17 protein-coding genes and 1 pseudogene are annotated in these 19,264 nt (G+C 61.8%); 10 read left to right on the top strand and 8 right to left on the bottom strand.

Going from position 1 to position 19,264, the window contains the following annotated elements:
• Together M3I54_RS23705 and M3I54_RS23700 are read right to left on the bottom strand one after the other, a co-directional pair.
• Positions 1 to 217, bottom strand: a 217-nt coding sequence (locus tag M3I54_RS23705; RefSeq protein WP_254340399.1) for a PRC-barrel domain-containing protein, incomplete at its 3' end; no start/stop codon positions are given.
• A gap of 321 nt (positions 218 to 538) precedes the next feature.
• Positions 539 to 649: pseudogene (locus M3I54_RS23700) on the bottom strand (short-chain dehydrogenase); the annotation flags it as partial.
• A gap of 438 nt (positions 650 to 1,087) precedes the next feature.
• On the opposite strand from M3I54_RS23700, the gene M3I54_RS23695 reads away from it, so the two are divergent.
• A complete protein-coding gene (locus M3I54_RS23695) occupies positions 1,088 to 2,383 on the top strand; it encodes an NRAMP family divalent metal transporter (RefSeq protein WP_254340397.1) in 1,296 nt (431 codons plus the stop codon).
• Here M3I54_RS23695 and M3I54_RS23690 read toward each other — a convergent pair.
• The 3 genes from M3I54_RS23690 to M3I54_RS23680 all read right to left on the bottom strand — a co-directional run bounded on the left by M3I54_RS23690 (position 2,380) and on the right by M3I54_RS23680 (position 4,528).
• Positions 2,380 to 3,429 (bottom strand): acetylserotonin O-methyltransferase, encoded by a 1,050-nt coding sequence (locus M3I54_RS23690; protein WP_254340395.1) that lies wholly within the window; start codon positions 3,427 to 3,429, stop codon positions 2,380 to 2,382. The genes M3I54_RS23695 and M3I54_RS23690 overlap by 4 nt on opposite strands.
• 114 nt (positions 3,430 to 3,543) lie before the next feature.
• The gene (locus M3I54_RS23685) at positions 3,544 to 4,044 is read right to left on the bottom strand and encodes a DJ-1/PfpI family protein (RefSeq protein WP_309249632.1); all 501 of its coding nucleotides are present in this window, start codon (positions 4,042 to 4,044) and stop codon (positions 3,544 to 3,546) included.
• Positions 3,980 to 4,528, bottom strand: a complete 549-nt coding sequence (locus M3I54_RS23680) for a carboxymuconolactone decarboxylase family protein (protein ID WP_254340391.1) — start codon at positions 4,526 to 4,528, stop codon at positions 3,980 to 3,982. Before M3I54_RS23680 ends, M3I54_RS23685 begins: the two co-directional genes overlap by 65 nt.
• 135 nt (positions 4,529 to 4,663) lie before the next feature.
• Here M3I54_RS23680 and M3I54_RS23675 point away from each other — a divergent pair, with 135 nt between their 5' ends.
• From M3I54_RS23675 to M3I54_RS23650, 6 genes are all read left to right on the top strand, one after another.
• The gene (locus M3I54_RS23675) at positions 4,664 to 5,425 is read left to right on the top strand and encodes a hypothetical protein (protein ID WP_254340412.1); all 762 of its coding nucleotides are present in this window, start codon (positions 4,664 to 4,666) and stop codon (positions 5,423 to 5,425) included.
• Between the two features lie 265 nt (positions 5,426 to 5,690).
• On the top strand, positions 5,691 to 10,442 hold the full coding sequence (locus M3I54_RS23670) for an AAA family ATPase (RefSeq protein WP_254340389.1): 4,752 nt from the start codon (positions 5,691 to 5,693) through the stop codon (positions 10,440 to 10,442).
• Positions 10,396 to 11,226, top strand: coding sequence for an ATP-binding protein (locus tag M3I54_RS23665; protein ID WP_254340387.1), 831 nt, complete (start codon positions 10,396 to 10,398; stop codon positions 11,224 to 11,226). Before M3I54_RS23670 ends, M3I54_RS23665 begins: the two co-directional genes overlap by 47 nt.
• Positions 11,227 to 11,315: 89 nt before the next feature.
• Positions 11,316 to 13,760, top strand: a complete 2,445-nt coding sequence (locus M3I54_RS23660; RefSeq protein WP_254340385.1) for a PAS domain-containing protein — start codon at positions 11,316 to 11,318, stop codon at positions 13,758 to 13,760.
• The gene (locus M3I54_RS23655; protein ID WP_254340383.1) at positions 13,760 to 14,131 is read left to right on the top strand and encodes a response regulator; all 372 of its coding nucleotides are present in this window, start codon (positions 13,760 to 13,762) and stop codon (positions 14,129 to 14,131) included. The genes M3I54_RS23660 and M3I54_RS23655 overlap by 1 nt, the downstream gene beginning before the upstream one ends.
• Before the next feature lie 31 nt (positions 14,132 to 14,162).
• On the top strand, positions 14,163 to 14,831 hold the full coding sequence (locus M3I54_RS23650; protein ID WP_254340381.1) for a response regulator transcription factor: 669 nt from the start codon (positions 14,163 to 14,165) through the stop codon (positions 14,829 to 14,831).
• A gap of 105 nt (positions 14,832 to 14,936) precedes the next feature.
• Here M3I54_RS23650 and M3I54_RS23645 read toward each other — a convergent pair whose 3' ends face one another.
• The 3 genes from M3I54_RS23645 to M3I54_RS23635 are packed head-to-tail and all read right to left on the bottom strand — an operon-like array spanning position 14,937 to position 16,189.
• The gene (locus M3I54_RS23645; RefSeq protein WP_254340410.1) at positions 14,937 to 15,368 is read right to left on the bottom strand and encodes a hypothetical protein; all 432 of its coding nucleotides are present in this window, start codon (positions 15,366 to 15,368) and stop codon (positions 14,937 to 14,939) included.
• Entirely contained in the window at positions 15,368 to 15,610 is a 243-nt protein-coding gene (locus tag M3I54_RS23640; RefSeq protein ID WP_254340380.1) for a hypothetical protein, read from the bottom strand. The genes M3I54_RS23645 and M3I54_RS23640 overlap by 1 nt, the downstream gene beginning before the upstream one ends.
• 48 nt (positions 15,611 to 15,658) lie before the next feature.
• A complete protein-coding gene (locus tag M3I54_RS23635; protein WP_254340379.1) occupies positions 15,659 to 16,189 on the bottom strand; it encodes a lecithin retinol acyltransferase family protein in 531 nt (176 codons plus the stop codon).
• Between the two features lie 248 nt (positions 16,190 to 16,437).
• On the opposite strand from M3I54_RS23635, the gene M3I54_RS23630 reads away from it, so the two are divergent.
• Genes M3I54_RS23630 through M3I54_RS23620 form a run of 3 tightly spaced genes read left to right on the top strand, consistent with a single transcriptional unit; the run spans position 16,438 to position 19,214 of the window.
• Complete coding sequence (locus M3I54_RS23630) at positions 16,438 to 17,832, top strand: cytochrome ubiquinol oxidase subunit I (RefSeq protein WP_254340378.1); 1,395 nt, start codon at positions 16,438 to 16,440, stop codon at positions 17,830 to 17,832.
• 33 nt (positions 17,833 to 17,865) lie between these two features.
• Entirely contained in the window at positions 17,866 to 18,849 is a 984-nt protein-coding gene (gene cydB / locus M3I54_RS23625) for a cytochrome d ubiquinol oxidase subunit II (protein WP_254340376.1), read from the top strand.
• Between the two features lie 44 nt (positions 18,850 to 18,893).
• The gene (locus M3I54_RS23620; protein WP_254340374.1) at positions 18,894 to 19,214 is read left to right on the top strand and encodes a DUF3331 domain-containing protein; all 321 of its coding nucleotides are present in this window, start codon (positions 18,894 to 18,896) and stop codon (positions 19,212 to 19,214) included.
• Positions 19,215 to 19,264: the final 50 nt, after the last annotated feature.

The raw sequence follows: 19,264 nt of genomic DNA, 5'->3' as shown, positions 1-19,264 counted from the left end.
GAAATCCACCCTCCGCCAGAACCGCGTACGCGACGCGACCGCTACGCACGTCGAGCATGATGTCGGAAATCTTGCCGACATGTTCGCCATCTGCGGAAATCACCTTGTTGCCGTCGAGCGTGGCCGCGGCCATGATTTCGGGACCCGGACCTTCGCCAGTGCCCCCGCCGACGATTTGCGCGCCAGCGCCTCCTGATTGGGGATCAAGGATAGTCATGCTTGTGCTCCTTTCGGTTAAGAGTTGCGATGCCTCCTGGCGCATGGCGCGTGCCACGTCGCAAGTCGTCATGCACTGATCTCGTTTCGTGGGCACTTCACGGCAGACCTGAGAAATAGGCGACGCTTCCGGTTCCTTAAAGTATCAGTCATCCTGACTAATGCCTTATTTTTCTCGATCTGACGCGCGGCAATCGGCAACGGCTCGCTTCAGCCGCACGTGCGGCGCCCACATTGCAGGCATCGATGGCCAGCGTTTCCACACCGGCGCCGCGCGCGGCGACTTCCCATAGCGAATCCGAACAGTGGAGCGTCGACGATGCGAAAGCCATACGTTGAGGCCATCGTGAATTAGTTCCGAGCGCAAGGCATCCGAAAAGCCGCGCACCGCGAACTTGGCGCCGCAATCGGCCGACTGCAGTGGAGCAGCACGCGAAGCGAGTCTGGACACATGGGCTTGATGCTCGACGCCTGTTGCCCGATGCCCGGCATGTCGCAATGAAAAAGCATGGAGAGGTGCCGGCTTCTGAACGCGCGCGTCTTTCGGATGAGGTGCGCGCTCGCGCCGCCTACATAAGCCCCCTCGAGGTTGCATCCGTACCGCGCGGGCGAGGCGCAACGCCTGCGACCTGTCGAGCGCCCTTATTGCGTCAAAGCCGTCGGATTCGAGGAGCGCGGCCAGCGCATCGAGCAGCCGCGGGTCGTCGCTACCAGCAGTACGGCCGCAACCTCTGCGCCCCCGGTTCAGTTGGAGGGTGTCAGCAAGTGGCATTCCCCGTCGGGCGGCGACCACCTCCTCCGGTTGCGGCACGGGAGTTGCTGTAACGGTCCACGCCGCGCACGCCGTGGCCATGGAAAGGAGAGCCGCTCCATGCTGGACGACCAGAACCTCGAGCCCGAAACCGCTGTCACCGATCGCACGGAACGCTCGTGGCTGTCGCGCCTCGGCCCCGGCCTCGTGACCGGCGCGGCGGACGACGACCCGAGCGGGATCGGCACCTATTCTCAGGCGGGCGCGCAATTCGGCTTTACGCTGCTGTGGACACTGCTGCTGACGTACCCCCTCATGGTCGCGATCCAGATGACCAGCGCGCGGATCGGTCGGGTCACGGGCAAGGGGCTCGCCTCGAACATGCGAGCGTTCGGCCCGAAATGGCTTGTCGTGCTGCTGGTGCTGCTGCTGGCCGTGGCAAACACCATCAACATCGCCGCGGATCTCGCCGCGATGGGCGCAGCGATCCATCTTCTTGTTCCGGGCCCCGAGCATCTCTACGTCGTTGCGATTGGCGCCCTCTCAACCATCCTCCAGATTTCGCTGCCCTACGAAAGCTATGCGCGCTTTCTCAAATGGCTGACCCTGGTGCTGCTCGCCTATGTCGCGGTCGTGTTTGTCGTCCCGGTCGACTGGCCAAAGGTCGCCGTCTCGCTGGTGTGGCCGCGGGCCCACCTCTCAGGCGAGTACCTCACTATGGTCGTCGCTGTACTCGGCACCACGATCAGCCCTTACCTGTTCTTCTGGCAGGCTTCGCAGGAGGTTGAGGAAATGCGCTCGAAGCCTGGCGAGCGGCCGCTCCGATGGATCTCGTCGTTTCATGCCTACCGGCACATCGACCGGATCGCGGCCGACACCTGGATCGGCATGGCCGTATCCAACGGGGTGGGGTTCTTCATCATGCTGACGGCCGCCGCGACGCTTTACGCCCATCACGTGAAGATCCAGACGTCCGCCGACGCGGCGAGAGCGCTCGAACCGGTTGCGGGCCATCTGGCTGCATACGTCTTCGCCGCTGGCATTGTCGGCACGGGGTTGCTCGCGCTGCCTGTTCTGGCTGGCTCAGCGGCGTATGGGGCTGCGGGCGCGTTCCGCTGGCGCAGCAGCCTCTCCCTGCACCTGACGCTGGCGCGCGAGTTCTATGCCGTCATTACCGTGGCCATCCTTGGCGGCACCGCCATCACGTTCTTCCACCTGGATCCGGTCAAGGCGCTGTACTGGAGTGCCGTCGTCAACGGACTGGCTGCCGTACCTGTCATGATCGTCGTCATGCTGATGGGCACGAACCGGCGCGTGATGGGCAGGTTCGCGATCGCGGGGCTGCTGAAAGCAGGAGGATGGATCGCGACTGCATTCATGGCGCTCGCCGCCGTCGGCATGTTCATCACCGGCTAACGGACTCCAATAATCATCGAGTTTTGCCCGCCCAGCGGTTCGACTCTAATCTCGCGAAAGCCCGCCTCGCTCATCCATTCACGGCACTGCCTGGCGGTATAGTCGAAACCACCGGGAGTCTCGATCAGCATGTTCAAACTCATCATCAAACCAAACGCATTGCGCCTGCGCTCGTCGTCAATCACTGCGTCGTAGACGATCAGACTTCCGCCGGTAGGCAACGCCTGATAACTCCTCGCGAGCAATTCGCGCTTCTGTTCGAGATTCCAGTCGTGAAGAATGTGTCCCATCACCAGGACGTCGGCTGAAGGCAACGCGTCTTTGAAGAAGTCGCCTGGATGAAAGTGTATTCGATCCTGTAGCTCGTTCGCCGCGACGTAGTCGTTGAACACGGGAGCGACGGCGGCCAGATCGAACCCAATTCCCGCAAGATGCTCGTGCGTACGCGCAACCTCCACCACCAAGGCACCCTGCGCGGTGCCGACGTCAACGACCGTGCGATAGTTCTGCCATGGAAATTTTTGCGCGATCTCCTTTGCCAAATCCAGGCTGACACCACTCATCGCGCCCAGAAACTCACGGAGCCCGCGTTCGTCACGATAGATTGCCTGGAACGGGTCACCGCCCTGCTTTGCTTCGTTCTGCGGTAGCCCCGTGCGCAGCGCTTCGGTCAGCGCCCCCCAGAACGGGTATAGGCGGTTGTTCGTCATGAGCAAAAATCCGGCGATACAACCCGGTTTCGCTCTGTCCAGAAATGCACCGGCCTCAGCGCTATTCCGGTATAGGCCGTCGTCTCGATCCAGGAGCCCTAGCGCAACCAGAGCATCGAGAAAGTCGTGTGCCGATCTCGGATGCAATTGCAATTCATCCATCAATTGCGGTGCGGTGCGCGGGCCGCTCCCAAGAATGGTGAACAGGTCGAGTTCGACCGCGGATAGCAGCGTCTTCGAGGCCCAAAAACCCATGGCCAACTGAAGCAGCTTTTGCGGAGAAGCGGCAGATGCGCTCCCGGTTTCAGACGTGAAGGTGCTCGGCTGCGTTTCCATTGTCTTGTCTCCTGTTGCAGATGTACCAAGGGTTCTCGATGGATTTGCTTCGCTAGGTGAATCTTCTTTGCATCAGCAGAACACCTTGCGGGCGAACACTATTCCGCGCTTGCCTCATATTCCGGACACCATGTGCTTTCCCGCACCGTCCTGGTAGACGCGTCCGGTAGACATCCGCTTTTCGGTAATGGCTTGCGCACGTTCGGTCACCGTCGCCAGGATGTGCGCCGGCGCCGTTTCAGGAGAGCCCGACTGGAATGGTGGCTGCGGGTCATAGGCCATATACAGTTGCAGCTCCTGGGCGACCGTCTCTCCCCGCAGCAGTGAGACCACGACCAGGGAGCCATCGATTCCCGACGTCACGCCACCCGCGCTGATCAGTTGCCCGTCGATCACCACACGCTCGCCACTGGGAATCGCGCCATATAGTGGGAGGACGTCCATTGCTGTCCAGTGCGTCGTGGCATGCTTGCCATGCAGCAAGCCAGCCGCACCGCAGAGCAGCGCGCCGGTACAGACCGAAAAGACGTAGCGCGCGCCCGCCTGGTGCTTAGGCTTGCCAGGCGTATTGCTGGAACATCTCCTCGAGCAGCGGGTTGGCGACGCTACCGGTATAGTTCGTCATGGTCGACGCAGCAACAACCAGGATGACATCGAGTACCAGAGCCGGGGCGAAACCGGCGGCCGTGAAGGACGCGACGTCCTGATCGTCGAGACGGCCACGCTTGTCGATCAACGTGCGCGCGAGATGCGAGAGCGCCGCGAGCTTCTCGTCGGGCGGCGGACGACGGGCGCGGATGGCATGCACATCGGCTTCGCTGAGCCCTTCCTTGAGTGCGAGGAAGGTGTGGAAGGCGACGGCCCAGGTGCTGCCATTGGTGACGGCATTCGTGAGCAACAGGGTCTGGACCTGGGCCTCCGTGAAGCTGCCGCCGTGGACTTGCTGAAACACGCCGGTCAGGCCGTTGATCAGTTTCGGCGAACCGGCAATTGCGCCGGCAATGTTGGGGACCATGCCGAATGCTTTAGCAAGACCTCTAAATGCCGGCTTCGAGGCCTCCGGTGCCGATTCGAGTGTATATACGGGGAACTTAGCCATGATATTGCCTTGGGAGTGGGATGCGTGCATCAAGGGGCGATGACACGACAAGCAAAGAGTAGAGATGCGCCGCAGCCTCGCCAATTACATGGCGTGTAATAGAAAATGCTCGATGCAAAAATGGAGAATCGAACGGTGCACCATCTAGCCATTGCGGTCATTGTGTTTGCATGCGTGTTCGGTAGCGCCCTGCTCGGCTTGTATCTGCACGCCATGCTGCCAGAGCACCATCTCAGCGACGAATCGGTCAGCGTCATTAAACTGACGATTGGACTGATAGCCACGATGGCCGCATTGGTGCTTGGGCTGCTGATCTCGTCGGCGAAAAACTCATTCGATGCGGCGAACGCCGCGGTCGTACGCGACGCCACCGATATCATTCTGCTGGATCGCACACTGGCCCAATATGGTCCAGAAACGCAGGAGATCAGGGTGTTTCTGAAGCAGAGCCTCGCCACAGGAATCCAGAAGATCAGTTCCGGCGATCCGGGTCAGCTGGCAAGCATGCGCAGCCCCGAGGAGCTTAAACGCGGGGAAACTATTCAACGCAGGCTGGCGGAACTGTCGCCGAACAGCGAAACGCAACGTCGGCTACAGGCGCGCGCCATCCAGATCGCCGGCGACGTGCTGGCGATGCGAGAGCTTGCGCTGCTGCAGGCGGCAGGCTCAACCCCGACGCCGCTACTGCTAACGCTTGTGTTGTGGCTGTGCATCATCTTCGGCTCGTTTGGGCTGTTCACGTCACCCAACACGACCATCGTCGCCACGTTCTTTCTGGGCGCGATATCCACCTCCATCGCAATTTTTCTGATCCTGGAAATGAACACGCCGCTCGGCGGAATCGTCGCTGTCTCCCTTGCGCCGGTGCATGAGGCGCTCTCCATACTTGGGCAGTAGCCATCGCGTGGCGCGTGACTCAATTGCACGATGGTGTAGCGCGTAGTGCGAAACAGCGACGATAGACTCATATTTATGTAAGTTTTAACTGCATCCGATCGCACGCATGAAAGCACGCGCTGCCGTGGCATTGAAGAAACAGGTCGGCGCAACGCCGCGAGTTTTCCCGTGCGCAAGTGCGTTGAAGCATCTGCTACCATTCGAATCGACAGTCCTGCGGCATAACTTCAAAAAAAAGAGCAATGGACTATGACATGGCGTTGCGTTGCACGCAGAAGCGGAATCTGAATCTATAAGCGTCCTTCAGAGCATGTCATCTGAGACTCGGTCCAACTCGATAGATAGCAGCCAGGTGTTATGGGAGGATGGCGACCGGGTCTTTTCCCGCGCATGGCGCTTGAGCCTGGATGGCGCGCAGACTTCGGTCATGGAGTTGCGGCCTTCGGCCGCCGGCCGCACGCCCGCGTGCCTCGAACGCCTCGCGCACGAGTACCAACTGAAGGACGAGCTTTCCGGCGATTGGGCAGTGCGGCCGCTCGAATTCGTGCGGGAGGGCACTCAAACCGTACTGGTGCTCGAGGATTCGGGCGCCGCTCCGCTCGACCGGCTGATCGGTTCGCCGCTTCGGCTAGAACGCTTCCTGCAACTCGCCATCGACATCGTCGCTGCCTTGGGCAAGGCTCATCACCGCGGTCTCATCCACAAGGACATCAAGCCGGCGCATATCCTGGTGAACGACGCAACGGGCGAGGTCAGGCTGACCGGCTTCGGCATCGCGTCGCGACTTCCGCGCGAACGCCAGAGCCCGGAACACCCCGAATTGATCGCCGGAACCCTCGCGTACATGGCGCCTGAGCAGACCGGCCGGATGAACCGGTCGATCGATTCGCGCAGCGATCTTTACGCGCTCGGGGTCACGTTGTACGAGCTGTTGACCGGGACCCTTCCGTTCACTGCGCTGGACCCGCTGGAATGGGTGCACTGCCACATCGCACGGCAGCCCGCTGCGCCGGACGAGCGCGCCAAAGGCATCCCTGCCCCGCTCTCGGCCATCGTCATGAAGCTGTTGTCGAAACCCGCCGAAGATCGCTATCAAACCGCGAGCGGCCTGGAGTGGGACCTCAGAAGGTGCCTGGCGGAATGGCAAAACGCTCATCAAATCGCTCCTTTCCCGCTCGGAACGCACGACACGACGCGACAGCTTCTGATTCCGGAGAAGCTCTATGGGCGCCGCATGGAAATCGCGACGCTTCTGGATGCCTTCGAGCGCGTCGCCACGCAAGGCACGCGGGAACTGGTCCTCGTGTCCGGCTACTCGGGCATTGGCAAGTCGTCCGTCGTCAATGAATTGCACAAGGTTATCGTGCTGCCCCGCGGTATCTTCATCTCGGGAAAGTTCGACCTGCGCCTGAGGGACGTTCCCTATTCCACCTTGGCTCAGGCGTTCGCCGATTTGATCCGGCAAATCCTGAACGGCCAGAATGCCGACGTTGCGCGCTGGCGCGACGCGATCGAAGAAGCGGTTGGCCAGCACGGAAGATTGCTAACCGATCTGATCCCCGACCTCGCCAGCCTGATCGGACCGCAGCCCCCGGTTCCCGCACTCTCGCCACTCGAAACTGAGTTGCGGTTTCAATCCGTCTTTCAAAAGTTCGTTGGCGTGTTCGCGCGCGCGGAGCATCCGCTCGTCATTTTCGTCGACGACCTCCAGTGGCTCGATCCGGCCACCTTGACCGTGGTCGAATATCTGATCACGCATGCCCATACGCACCACCTGCTATTGATCGGCGCGTATCGCGACAACGAAGTCGCGCCCGGGCATCCCTTGATAAGTACGCTCGGTTCGATTCGCAAGGCGGGAACGACAGTGCACGAGATCGCACTCGGCCCGCTCTCGCCGCATGATTTCAGCGAACTGCTTTGCGACGCTTTCAGATGCACGCGCGAGCAAGCCTTGCCTCTGGCCAGGCTGGTTCACCGGAAAACCGGCGGCAATCCATTCTTTGCGGGGCAGTTTCTGACGAATCTCGCTGAGGAAGGTCTCCTCGAGTTCGAGTCGAATTCGGCCTCGTGGCGATGGAGTCTCGAACAAATCGACGCGAAAGGCTTCACTGAAAACGTCGTGGATCTGATGATCCGCAGGCTACAAAGGCTTTCGCCCACCGCACAGGACGCGCTGATGCTGCTTGCCTGCCTCGGCAGCCAGGCCGACTTCGGTACCCTGGCGAGCGTCTGGGGCGGCTCCGAAGCCAAGGTCCATGCGGATTTCGCCGACGCCGTCCGCGCCGGCGCGATCATCTCCATGGACCGCAGCTTCAAGTTCGTGCATGACCGGGTGCAAGAAGCCGCGTATGCGCTGATCCCGGCCGCTTCGCGCGCCGAGCACCACTTGCGCATTGGCCGCCTGCTGTTGTCGCGGCTCGATGACGCGGACATTGCGGCCAGAATATTCGATCTCGTGAACCAGGTGAATCTTGGATGCGAGTTGATGGTCGAGCAGCCCGAACGACATCGTGCAGCCGCCCTCAACCTCGAAGCCGCGAAAAAGGCGAAGGCCTCCACCGCTTACCGTTCGGCCTGCAATTATCTGGCGACCGCTGCGTCGCTGCTTTCGCATCAAGGATGGGACGAGTGTTACGAGCTAACCTTCAGCGTCTGGTTCGAGCGGGCTGACTGCGAGTTTCTTCTCTCCCACCTCGGCGAGGCTACCGAATGGATCGATGAAATACTGCTTCGAGCGCGATCGAAGATCCACCGCGCCGAAGCCTACCGGCTCAGGATGGTCCTGCAGTTGGTGAGCGGCGATAATGCGTCCGCAGTCAGGACCGCACGCGAATGTCTGGGCATGTTCGGCATCGACTTGCCCGATCATCTGACGGATAGCGAAGTATCGGCAGAGTACGAAGCCGTCTGGGCGCATCTCGGCGCGCGCCCGATCGAAAGCCTTCTTGACCTCGCGATGATGAAAGACCCGGAGATGCGCGAGGTCATGAACATCTTCCACATGCTGGGGCAGGCAGCCTATTTCACCGATATCAACCTCGCCCAGACAATTGCGTGCCGAATGGTCGCCGTGACGCTGCAATACGGCATAACCGATTCGGCTGTCATCGCCTATGCATTCCTTTCCATCCTTCTGGGTCCGTTCTTCCACCGATACCAGGACGGCGAGGCGTTCGCCCGGCTGGCGGTCGCAGTGGCGGAGAAACACCGCTTCGCGGCTCAACACGTGGCCGCTCATTTCTTCATGCAAATGGCGGTTCTCTGGACGCAACCGATCGAAGTCGCATTAGGAAGCGTCGATACAGCCATTCGGTATGCGCAGGAGACTGGCGAGGTCATCTATGCCAGCTTCAGCCTCGAACATCGGCTAACGGATCTTCTGGCACGCGGGGTTCACCTCGATGAGGCGTGGCTCGAATCGATCAAGGCCATCGCGTTCGTCAATCGCATCAACTTCCGTCACGTGCACGATATTCTCACGTGCATCCAGCATTTCATTCAGAAGCTTCGCGGGCGCGCTGGCGACCAGATGGTCATCGAAGACGCGACGATTGAAGCGCAAATCACGGAAAGCGGTATCGCCGTGGTCAGCTGCTTCTACTGGATCTTGCGGGTGCAGCGCCACTATCTGTTGGGCGAACCCGAGAAGGCGCTCGCGTGCGCCGCCCACGCCAAGCCGATTCTTTGGTCCGGACGCTGCCATCTTCAGTTCTCCAACTACTGCCTTTACTATTCGCTTGCACTCGCTGCAGTTCACAACACCTCGTCGCGCCAGCGACAAGCCGAGATCGAGGCTGACATCGCCGCAAACATTCAGGCGTTCGAAAGATGGGCACAAAGCGGCCCGGTCACGTTTGCGCACAAGCATTTGCTGCTGTGCGCGGAACTGGCCCGTCTGAATGGAGATGCAATGCAGGCCTTGCGGCTTTATGAGGATGCCGCGCACCTGGCAGGCGAGCGAGGCTTCGTTCAGGATCAGGCACTGGCTAACGAACTGGCTGGGCAGTGCTGCCTCGCCGCTGGCCTCGAGCGCGCCGCGCACGCCTATTTGCGCGAGGCGCGGGACTGCTATTCGCAATGGGGCGCACACGGCAAAATCGAACAGCTGGAGCAGCGCTACCCCTTTAGCAAACCCGAAGCGGCGTCTGTCTCGCGCGTGACTATCGAGGAGTACGCCGAGCAACTGGATGTTGCGACAATCGTGAAGACGGCTCAGGCAATCTCAGGTGAAATGGTGCTTGAGAATCTGATCAAATCCTTGATGGTGACCGCGGTCGAGCACGCTGGCGCCGAACGCGGTCTGTTGATCCTTCCACAGGGCGCCCACCTGCGCATCGAGGCCGAAGCCACGACGCAAGGCGGCCAGGTCGTCGTGCAAATGCCGCAACAGCCGCCGAGTTCGGCCGCGTTGCCCGACTCGCTCTTGCACTATGTCGCAAGCACGCTCGAGCCCGTCATCATCGACGACGCCTCTGCGGAAGCCCGGTTTTCCGCCGATCCCTATATCCGCCAGAAATGCGCGCGTTCCGTCCTTTGCTTGCCGTTACTCAAGCAGGCCAGGCTGATCGGCGTCCTCTACCTCGAGAACAACCTCGCGTCCGGCGTCTTTGCCCCGAAGCGCATCGCCATGTTGAAGCTGCTCGCTTCGCAGGCGGCGATTGCACTGGAAAACGCGGGCCTGTACCGCGATCTCGCGGAACGTGAAGCGAAGATCCGGCGGCTCGTCGACGCCAACATCGTCGGGATCCTGATTGGGGACGTCGAGGGTCGGATCCTCGAAGCCAACGACGCGTTTCTCCGTATGCTGGGATACGACCGTGACGATCTGCAGCTTGGGAATCTCAGCTGGGGGGGGGCTCACACCGCCCGAGTGGGTCGAGCGCAGCAGAATGGTGTGGGAGAAGCTGGACGAGACTGGGACATTACAGCCCTACGAGAAGGAATACTTCAGGAAAGATGGCAGCCGCGTGCCGGTACTGATCGGCATGGCCATGCTGGGCGAGAACGCGACTGAAGCTATCGCGTTTGTGCTCGATCTGAGCGAGCTGAAACGGGCGGAAGCGCAGGCGCGCCAACTGCAGCTCGAGCTTGCGCATGCGAACCGTGTCACGGCCATTGGCCAGCTCGCGGCGTCGATTAGCCACGAAATGAAGCAGCCGATCGCTGCGACGGCCGTCAATGCGTCAACAGGTCTGCGCTGCCTCGAGCTCGATCCGCCCAACGTCGGGGAGGCCCGCCAGGCGTTCGATCGTATCGTACGTGACACGAGGCGCGCAGGCGAAGTGATCAAGCGGATTCATGGCCTTGTCAACAAGGCCCCGACGACCAACGAGATCCTGCAGATCAACGAGGCAATTCGCGAGGTCCTGGCGCTCGCGTCCAGCGAGGCGAACCGGAACGGCGTTTCCGTGCGGCTGCAGCTTGCGGAAGCTTTACCGCCCATCAAAGGCGACCGGGTGCAAGTCCAGCAGGTGATGCTGAACCTTATTATCAATGCCATCGACGCCATGAGCACGGTTGACGATGGGACGCGAGAATTGACGATCAGCACCGCCATCAACGAGCCGGGTGCCGTTCTTGTGGCAGTGCGCGATTGCGGCCCGGGTATCGCCCCGGAGAACACCGAGCGCCTGTTTGAGCCGTTTTATACGACGAAGGCTAGCGGGATGGGTATGGGGCTCTCGATATGCCACTCGATCGTCAAGGCGCATGGCGGCCGATTGTGGGCTAGCGCCAACGTCCCCCGCGGCGCGCTCTTTCAATTCACGTTGCCAGTCAACCCCGCTGTTTCTGCGTAGGCCGGCCCAAAACCGACACCAAGGTATATTGACTCCCCGTTCTCAAAAGCCGATTGTTGTATCGTCAGGCGCGCCGTAAAGGGACGGAGATGGACACCGAACTCAGTCGTACTGTGGATGCGCTCCCGGGGCTGGTATGGACTGCCTTTCCCGACGGCCGTATCGAGTTCGTCAATCGGCGCTGGTGCGAATATACGGGGCTTTCCGTTGATCAGGCGTCGGGCGAAGGCTGGCAGACGGCGTTCCACCCCGACGACCAGCCCGCGCTGCTCGAAGCATGGCGGACCGTCGTCGCCTCCGGCGAGCAAGGCGACGCGGAAGCGCGAATGCGCCGCTTCGATGGCACGTATCGCTGGTTCGCATGTCGAGCCAGTCCGATTACCGACGCTGCCGGTGAAGTCGTAAAGTGGTGCGGGATCAACTCGGACATCGAGGACCGTAAGCAGACCGAAGCGGCGCTGCGCGTGCAAGAGCAGCGCTTCGAGTTGATCGTCGATAGCCTCCCCACCCGGGTCGTCCTTTTTGCACCCGACGGCGACGTGTTGCACGCCAACCGCCATACGCTCGAATACGCCGGTGCGACCCTCGATGAGTTACGTGCGTGGAAGACCAATGGCCTGACCCACCCGGACGATCGGGACGCGGTGGTCGCCCGGTTCCATGCGTCGATCAGCACCGGCGAGCCCTATGACGCGGAGTCGCGCCATCGCAGTGCCGATGGCGTCTACCGATGGTTTCGCGTGCAGGGTTTTCCGTTGCGTGACAACGAGAGGCGAATCGCACTCTGGTATTTCCTCCAGACGGATATCGATGACCGCAAGCGTGCGGAGGCACTGCTTGCGGGCGAGAACCGTCTCCTCGAAATGATCGCCACGGGGCAGCCGTTGCCAACCGTGCTCGATGCGCTGTGCCGCCTCGTCGAAGAGATCGCGAGTGATTGCGTTTGCAGAGTCACCTTTCAGGATGCCCGCAGTACGGCGTGCCGGCACCTGGGGTCTCCTGGCCTCCCGAAGCTCTTTCTCCCACGTCCCGGTACGCGTGCCGCCTCCCATGATTCCGGTCCACTCGGCATGGCGGTGTCCCTCAAGGCGCCGGTGATCGTGCCCGATGTCGCGTCGGACGTACGCTGGACCAAGGCGTGGCGCGAGCGCAGCCTCGCGCACGGACTGCGGTCCTGCTGGGCGACACCGATTCTGTCGCGTACCAACGAAGTGCTCGGAACATTCACCCTGTTTCGGTCCCATACCGGCAATCCCACGCCTCTCCAGCACGACCTGATCGCACAGCTCACGCACATCGCGAGCATCGCCATCGAACGGGCGCACAGCATCGCGGCACGTCAGCAAGTGGATGAGCGGTTACGGCAAAGCGCGGCGCTGATGGCCAAGGTGGAGCAGCTCAGCTCGAGCGGAAGCTTTTGCTGGTGCCCGCAGACCGGCTCGATCACGTGGTCGGAGCAGCTGTATGGCATCTTCGGCATCGAACCAGGCGTGCCGATTACGTTAGACATGATCGCAGCGCGCTTCCACCCTGGCGACCGTCTCATACTGGATGAAATGATCGAGCGGGCACAAGCAGGCAAGGATCTGGAGTTGGAACACCGCCTGCTGCTGCCCGACGGCTCGGTGAGGCACATTCACATACAGGCGCACCCCACGCGCGACTCGCAAGGCGGCCTCGACTACATCGGCGCCGCCCAGGACATGACGGAGCGCCGTGAGTCCGAGGGTGCGCTCCTCGCGCTGCGCGCCGAATTGGCGCATCTGAGCCGGGTCAATAGCCAGGGCGCGTTGACGGCCTCGATCGCGCACGAAATCAACCAGCCGCTGGCTGGCATCGTGACCAACGCCAGCACCGGATTGCGAATGCTGAGTGCACAGCCGCCCAATGTCGAAGGCGCGCTCGAGACGGTACGGCGCACGATCCGTGACGGGCATCGGGCGTCGGAGGTGATGGCACGCCTGCGCGCGCTGTTCAGCAAGCAAGCCGTGACGACGGATGCGGTCGATCTGGTCGAAGCCACACACGAGGTGATCGAGCTGCTGCAGTGCGAGATTCGCAACAAGCGGATCGTGCTGCATGTGAAGGCGGCCGAGGACTTGCCGCCGGTCACCGGGGACAGAATCCAGCTCCAGCAGGTGGTGCTGAGCCTGCTTCTCAACGCCGTGGAAGCGATGAGTGGCGTCGATGAACGCCCACGGCAGATGCGGGTGAGTATCGAGCACGACGATGGCGACTGCGTGCGCCTCGCCGTGACCGATTCCGGCGTTGGCATCGACCCGCAAAATTCGGCCAAGCTCTTCGATCCGTTCTTTACGACCACGCGGGAAGACATGGGCATCAGCCTGGCTGTGAGCCGCCGCATCATCGAAAGTCACGGCGGCCGCCTGTGGGCCTCATCCAACGCGGACCCGGGCGCCACTTTTACGTTTTCCATCCCGCTTCGAACGGACAGCATGGCGGCTGCCGACCAGTCCGTACCGACAGGTCAGCCTGCGCGCGCAGACGCTGAGCAAACCGAAAGGAACCTGTGATGGCCGAACGCTTGCTAATCGCGGTGGTCGACGATGACGAGTCAGTGCGCGAATCGCTGCCCGACCTGCTGCGCGTGTTCGGCTTCGCAGCGCGGGCATTTGCGTCGGCAGAGGAGTTCCTGGCATCTGGCTGTGCCGGCGAAGCGCGCTGCCTGATCGTCGACATCGCCATGCCTGGCATGTCCGGCCAGGACCTGCAGCACGAGCTCAAGCAGCGCCGGCAAGCCGTTCCGATCGTCTTCATCACGGCGCATGGAGACGAGACGCTGCGCCCACACGTGCTCGAACAGGGCGCCGTCGACTGTCTGTTCAAACCCTTCAGCGACACCGCCCTGCTCGGGGCGATCCAGGCCGCGCTCAAGGTCGAATGATTCCTTTCGGGGCCTGTGAATGGAGTTCGCAATGACACCCGCACATGCAGTTGAATTCGCATCGAAATCGTCGTCGCCGCAAGCCGCGCCGGTTGTCTTCGTCGTCGACGACGATGTCTCGGTGCGCGAGTCGCTCGAAGCGATGATCCGCTTTGCGGGTCTCAGGGCGGAGACGTACGCTTGCGCTCAGGACTTCCTCGGACGCCCGCGCGCGATGGTCCCGAACTGCCTGGTGCTGGACGTGAGCCTTCCCGATCTAAGCGGCCTCGACTTGCAGAATCTCATTGCATCCGAGCGCACAGACATGCCCATCATCTTCATCACCGGTTACGGCGACGTGCCGATGACGGTACGGGCCATGAAGGCCGGAGCGGCCGAATTTCTCACCAAGCCCTTTGACGATCAGATTCTGCTCGATGCCATTCGGCACGCTATCGAGCGCAGTCGCGCGGCATTGAGCAAGGAAGCCGGGATGCAGTCGATCCGTGAGCGCTACACCTCGCTCAGCAAACGCGAGCGGGAAGTCATGGCGTTGGTGGTATCAGGGCTGCTGAACAAGCAGGTGGGCGCGGAATTGGGCATCAGCGAGATCACGGTAAAGGTGCACCGCCGGCACGTCATGCGCAAGATGGACGCCCGCTCGCTCGCCGAACTGGTCAACATTGCGGGAAAACTGCACGCTGAGGGCGCATCCGCGTGACGGCCGCGTCAGCGTCCCCCAGTTCGACAGGCGCCGCCTCGCGATACCCGCCTCCAAGCGCCTTCGACAGCGCGATCGACAGCCATGCCCGCCCCAGAGCGCTCATCAGACTCGTCTTGGGGCGATTGCGAACGCGACAACGCATGCGGCCTTGGCAATGCACTCGACCGTCGAGACGAGTGCTATGGCAACGCTGTGCGCGTACTCGAGGGGCAACGCCGGTGCTACTGCGAACACACTCGCCGCGCAAATGAAAGCGAAGACGTGACGCGTAAAGCGCAAGCCGCCTATGGCGGCAAAACCAATTAGGCACATGACTACCTTCGACGCCAGCACCGCGAGCAGCGAGGTCGAACTGATCGATCCGCTGAGTTCCAGCGGCGCCTCGATTAGTACCCAGCAACAGACCGCAACGACGGATATCTTGAACGGGCGCTCTGCTCTGGACACCGGGTCGTCGGCATCCGCCTGGAATCCCGCCAGGACCTCGTGCCTGCCAGGAGCGCGCTTCATCAGATTGCCAGAGCCGTAGTTCATCACGCAGTCCTCCACACGGACATGGCCAGCCGCGCTTGCACGGGTGGATACACGTTCCACGATCCGTCGTCGTGACGGAAGAAGAAAATCGACAGCAGACCGCTGGGGCGCCCCGCCTCGATGCACACGCGGCGCCGATGCCTTCGGGTGCGGCGGACCCGCACGACATGCGCGGGCATTGCAGGCGTGGGCGCGAGCCACTTCTCGACGGCCCAGCGCAGCGTCATTTCGGTCGGGCTCATGGTGGCCTCCTTCGCGTCGTTGTCTACATCAAGGTTGAGTAACGGGATTCACGCGGCGCTGACCACCGCGTGATCGGTTTTGCTCCGGTTGCCGATGAAGGTGCTCACAAGACACAGCAGCGCGTGAACGCCCACGAGCGGACGTCTCAGGCATGCATGAACCTGTTCGCTGCGGCTTTCGCCGAGCAGGCACCATGTGCAGAAGTGCTCACAGTTATTGGTCAACAGGCGATAGCGGTTTTCGCCGAGCCGCGAGCGGGCGCGCCGCACGGCTTGCGCGCCTGAATACGTCGGAAGCTGACGCGCGCGCACAGAAACGGTGTGACCGCCGGCGAACTGCTCGATTGGGACTTCTTCGACAGGGCCGCGATACACGGACTTCGCGAAACCCGCGTAGTGAATGACCATGCCGCTACCGACATAAATGCCGTGATGTTCGTAGCCGTGGCGTTTCGTGATCAGGTGGGCACCGAGCGCGAGTTCGCCATTCGATCCATCCAGTACGACATCCGCCGGCGCATAAGCGGCTGCGCATCGTGCGTCACGTTCGCTCCCTGATTGGTGGCGGTCGCGGTCCATGGCTCTGCTCCAGCTCCGGTGTGTGTCGGCATGCGAATCAATTTAGGGGGTGCCCGGAGGAGCCGCAATTACACTTTGGGTTCAGGTTTTCACGACACTCCTTCCCTTCGATACGGCGGCTGCGTTACACCATCGTGCAATTGAGCCGCCCACCTCCAACGGCCTAAAGTGGCTCTGCACGGGCAACGTCTCCCAACGCTGGCGTCGCTCAAACGCAGCCATTCGCACTCCGCAACGGGAAGGCCATCATGCTCACCGACGTACTCCATCTTTCGCGAGCCCAGTTCGCGATGACGACGATCTTCCACATCGTGTGGCCGATCCTGACCATCAGTCTCTCCGCATTCCTGCTGCTGGTCGAAGCACTGTGGATCCGCACTGGCGACGTGATGTACTACCGCCATGCACGCCACTGGAGCAAGCTGCTCGCGCTCAATTTCGCGGTCGGCGTGGTCACGGGGATTCCGCTGGAATTTCAGTTCGGCACCAACTGGTCTGGTTTTGCGCAGTACAGTGGCCAGTTCGTCGGCAACATCCTGGGTTTCGAAGGCGCTATGGCGTTCATGCTCGAAGCCGGATTCGTCGGCGTGATGATGCTCGGCTGGGGACGCGTACCGCGCGGCGTCCACCTCTTTGCCTCAGCGATGGTATCGCTCGGGTCCAGCATTTCCGCGTTCTGGATCATGGTCGCCAATTCGTGGATGCAGACGCCAGCCGGTTTCGCCGTCGTCAACGGCAAGATCGTCGTCACGGACTATCTGGCCGCCATCTTCAACCGCGACATGGTGTGGGGCGTCTCGCACATGTGGACGGCAGCGATCGAAACCGGCATGTTCGTGATCGCGGGCATCTCCGCGTACCATCTGTTCCGCCAACGGCATTCGGAGTTCTTTGCGCGTTCGTTCAAGATCGCACTGGCTGTGCTCATCTTCGTTGCACCGCTTCAGGTCTGGCTGGGGGATTCGAGCGGCACCAGCGTGTTCGCCACGCAACCTGCGAAAGGCGCTGCAATCGAAGGGCACTGGCAGACCAATCCGCCCGGCACGGGCGCCGCATGGTCGCTCGTTGCGTGGCCCGATCAGCAAAAGCAGCGTAACGACTGGTCAATCGAAGTGCCGGGACTCCTAAGCATCATCGGCACGCACTCGCTGCACGGACGCGTTTCGGGTCTCACGGACTTCCCGCGCGCCGACCAGCCGCCCATGGTGCCGCTTCTCTACTACGCATTCCGCGTGATGGCCGGCATCGGCTTCGCGTTCATGCTGCTCGCGTTCTGGACCGCATATGCGCTGCATAAGGCGCGCGGCAGTCTCGAGCGCCTTGTCGCGCAGCGCAAGCTCCTGCTCGCGTGGGTGCTGTGCATCCCGCTGCCCTACGTGGCTGTCGAGGCCGGATGGATCGTGCGCGAGGTAGGACGCCAGCCGTGGGTTGTGTATGGCCTGCTGCGAACGAGTCAAGCCGTGTCGGCAGTGCCCGCGTCGTCGGTAACGGCCAGCATGGCGATGTTATTCGCTTTCGATGTCGTGTTGCTCATCACCTTCTTCCTTCTCGCGCGGCGTTGGTTGAGGAACGGTCCCGATCTCACGGCCACACCGCCCGCGACCACCCTCGTCCCGCCTCAAACGGCGGCTAGCGAATACTGAATCTTCGTTTTCCAACTGAAGGGAGATAGTTCGATGGACAGCACCACTCATTCCCTGCTTACCCTCACGTGGTTCGGCCTGATCGGCCTGATGCTGGTCTTCTACGTCGTGACGGACGGATTCGATCTCGGTGTGGGCATGCTCACGCTGCTGAGCAGAAAGCGCGAAGACCATGACGTGATGATTCAATCCATCGGTCACGTGTGGGACGCGAACGAAACATGGCTGGTCGTGGTCGGCGGCGGCCTGTTCGGCGCGTTTCCCGCTGCCTACGCGATCCTGATGCAAGCGCTGTATCTGCCCGTCATGGCGATGATTGCCGGATTGATCATGCGGGGCGCAGCCATCGAATTCCGTCACAGCTCGCAGCATGGAAGGCTATGGGACACCGTGTTCGGCGTGGGCAGCCTTGTCGCCGCCGTCTCGCAGGGCATCGTACTCGGCAAGGTGATCACGGGCTTCCTGCCTGATGGGTCCAGCACCGCGTTCATCGCGGTGACAGCCATTGGAGTTGTGAGCGGCTATGCCCTGCTCGGCGCGACCTGGCTCGTGAAGAAGGCGGCGGGCTCGATCCAGCGCTGGGCGCGACGGCTGGCCGTGGTGAGCGCGCAGTTCACTGTGGCTGCCGCGATCGTGCTCACCGCCGCGACATGGTTTGACGGCGTGGCGGTCCATGCCCGCTGGTTCCAGCCTCGCGTGTTCGCCCCGCTTGTGGTACTTGGCGCGCTCGCGGTCCTCTCGTTCGTGTGGCTGCTCGCGTCGCTCTATCGGGGACGCGAACGCCAGCCCTTCAGCGCGGCGGTGACGCTCTTCATGGTGTCGTTCGCTGGCCTCGCGATCAGCCTCTTTCCGGACTTCATCCCGGGCCGGCTGACGATCTGGCAAGCGGCGTCGGACACCCTGACCCTCGCGTTCATGTTGATCGGCATTGGCCTCGTGTTCCCTGTGATGATCGGCTACAACCTGTACCAGTACGCGGTCTTCCGCGGCAAGGTGATCGACACGACCCGCGCGTGAGGGTAGGCGAATTCATCAAAACGTCTCGATTCCAGGACCAGCCAATGAAGACGAGCGAGTACGCCGCGGTAGACGCCGCACGAGTCCAGATCGAAATTCTCGAACGGTCTGAAAACATACTCATCATTCGCTGGGTGGAGCCCGGACGATGCCATTATGGCGAGCAGCGCTGGCGTCGCCGTTATGCGAGCGCGTCTGGCGTGTGCGTTGTGTCTCGACGCACGATCCGCCGCGGCGATGCAGTCTTTCGCCCCGCCGAACGCCCCGCCCCATCGAACGCATCTGCAATGATCGCCGTCGAAGCGTTCGGCTATCCAGGTCGCAGCGTTGGCGTCGATTCAACGGGATCTGGACTTTGCGTGTAATCCGGCTTCATTTCCTCATAAGCGACGCTGCGATGCAGCGTCGTTCCCCC

This window comes from Paraburkholderia sp. CNPSo 3274 (genome assembly GCF_024206475.1).
GTDB lineage: Bacteria > Pseudomonadota > Gammaproteobacteria > Burkholderiales > Burkholderiaceae > Paraburkholderia.
This window is presented reverse-complemented; position numbering and strand designations above follow the sequence as displayed.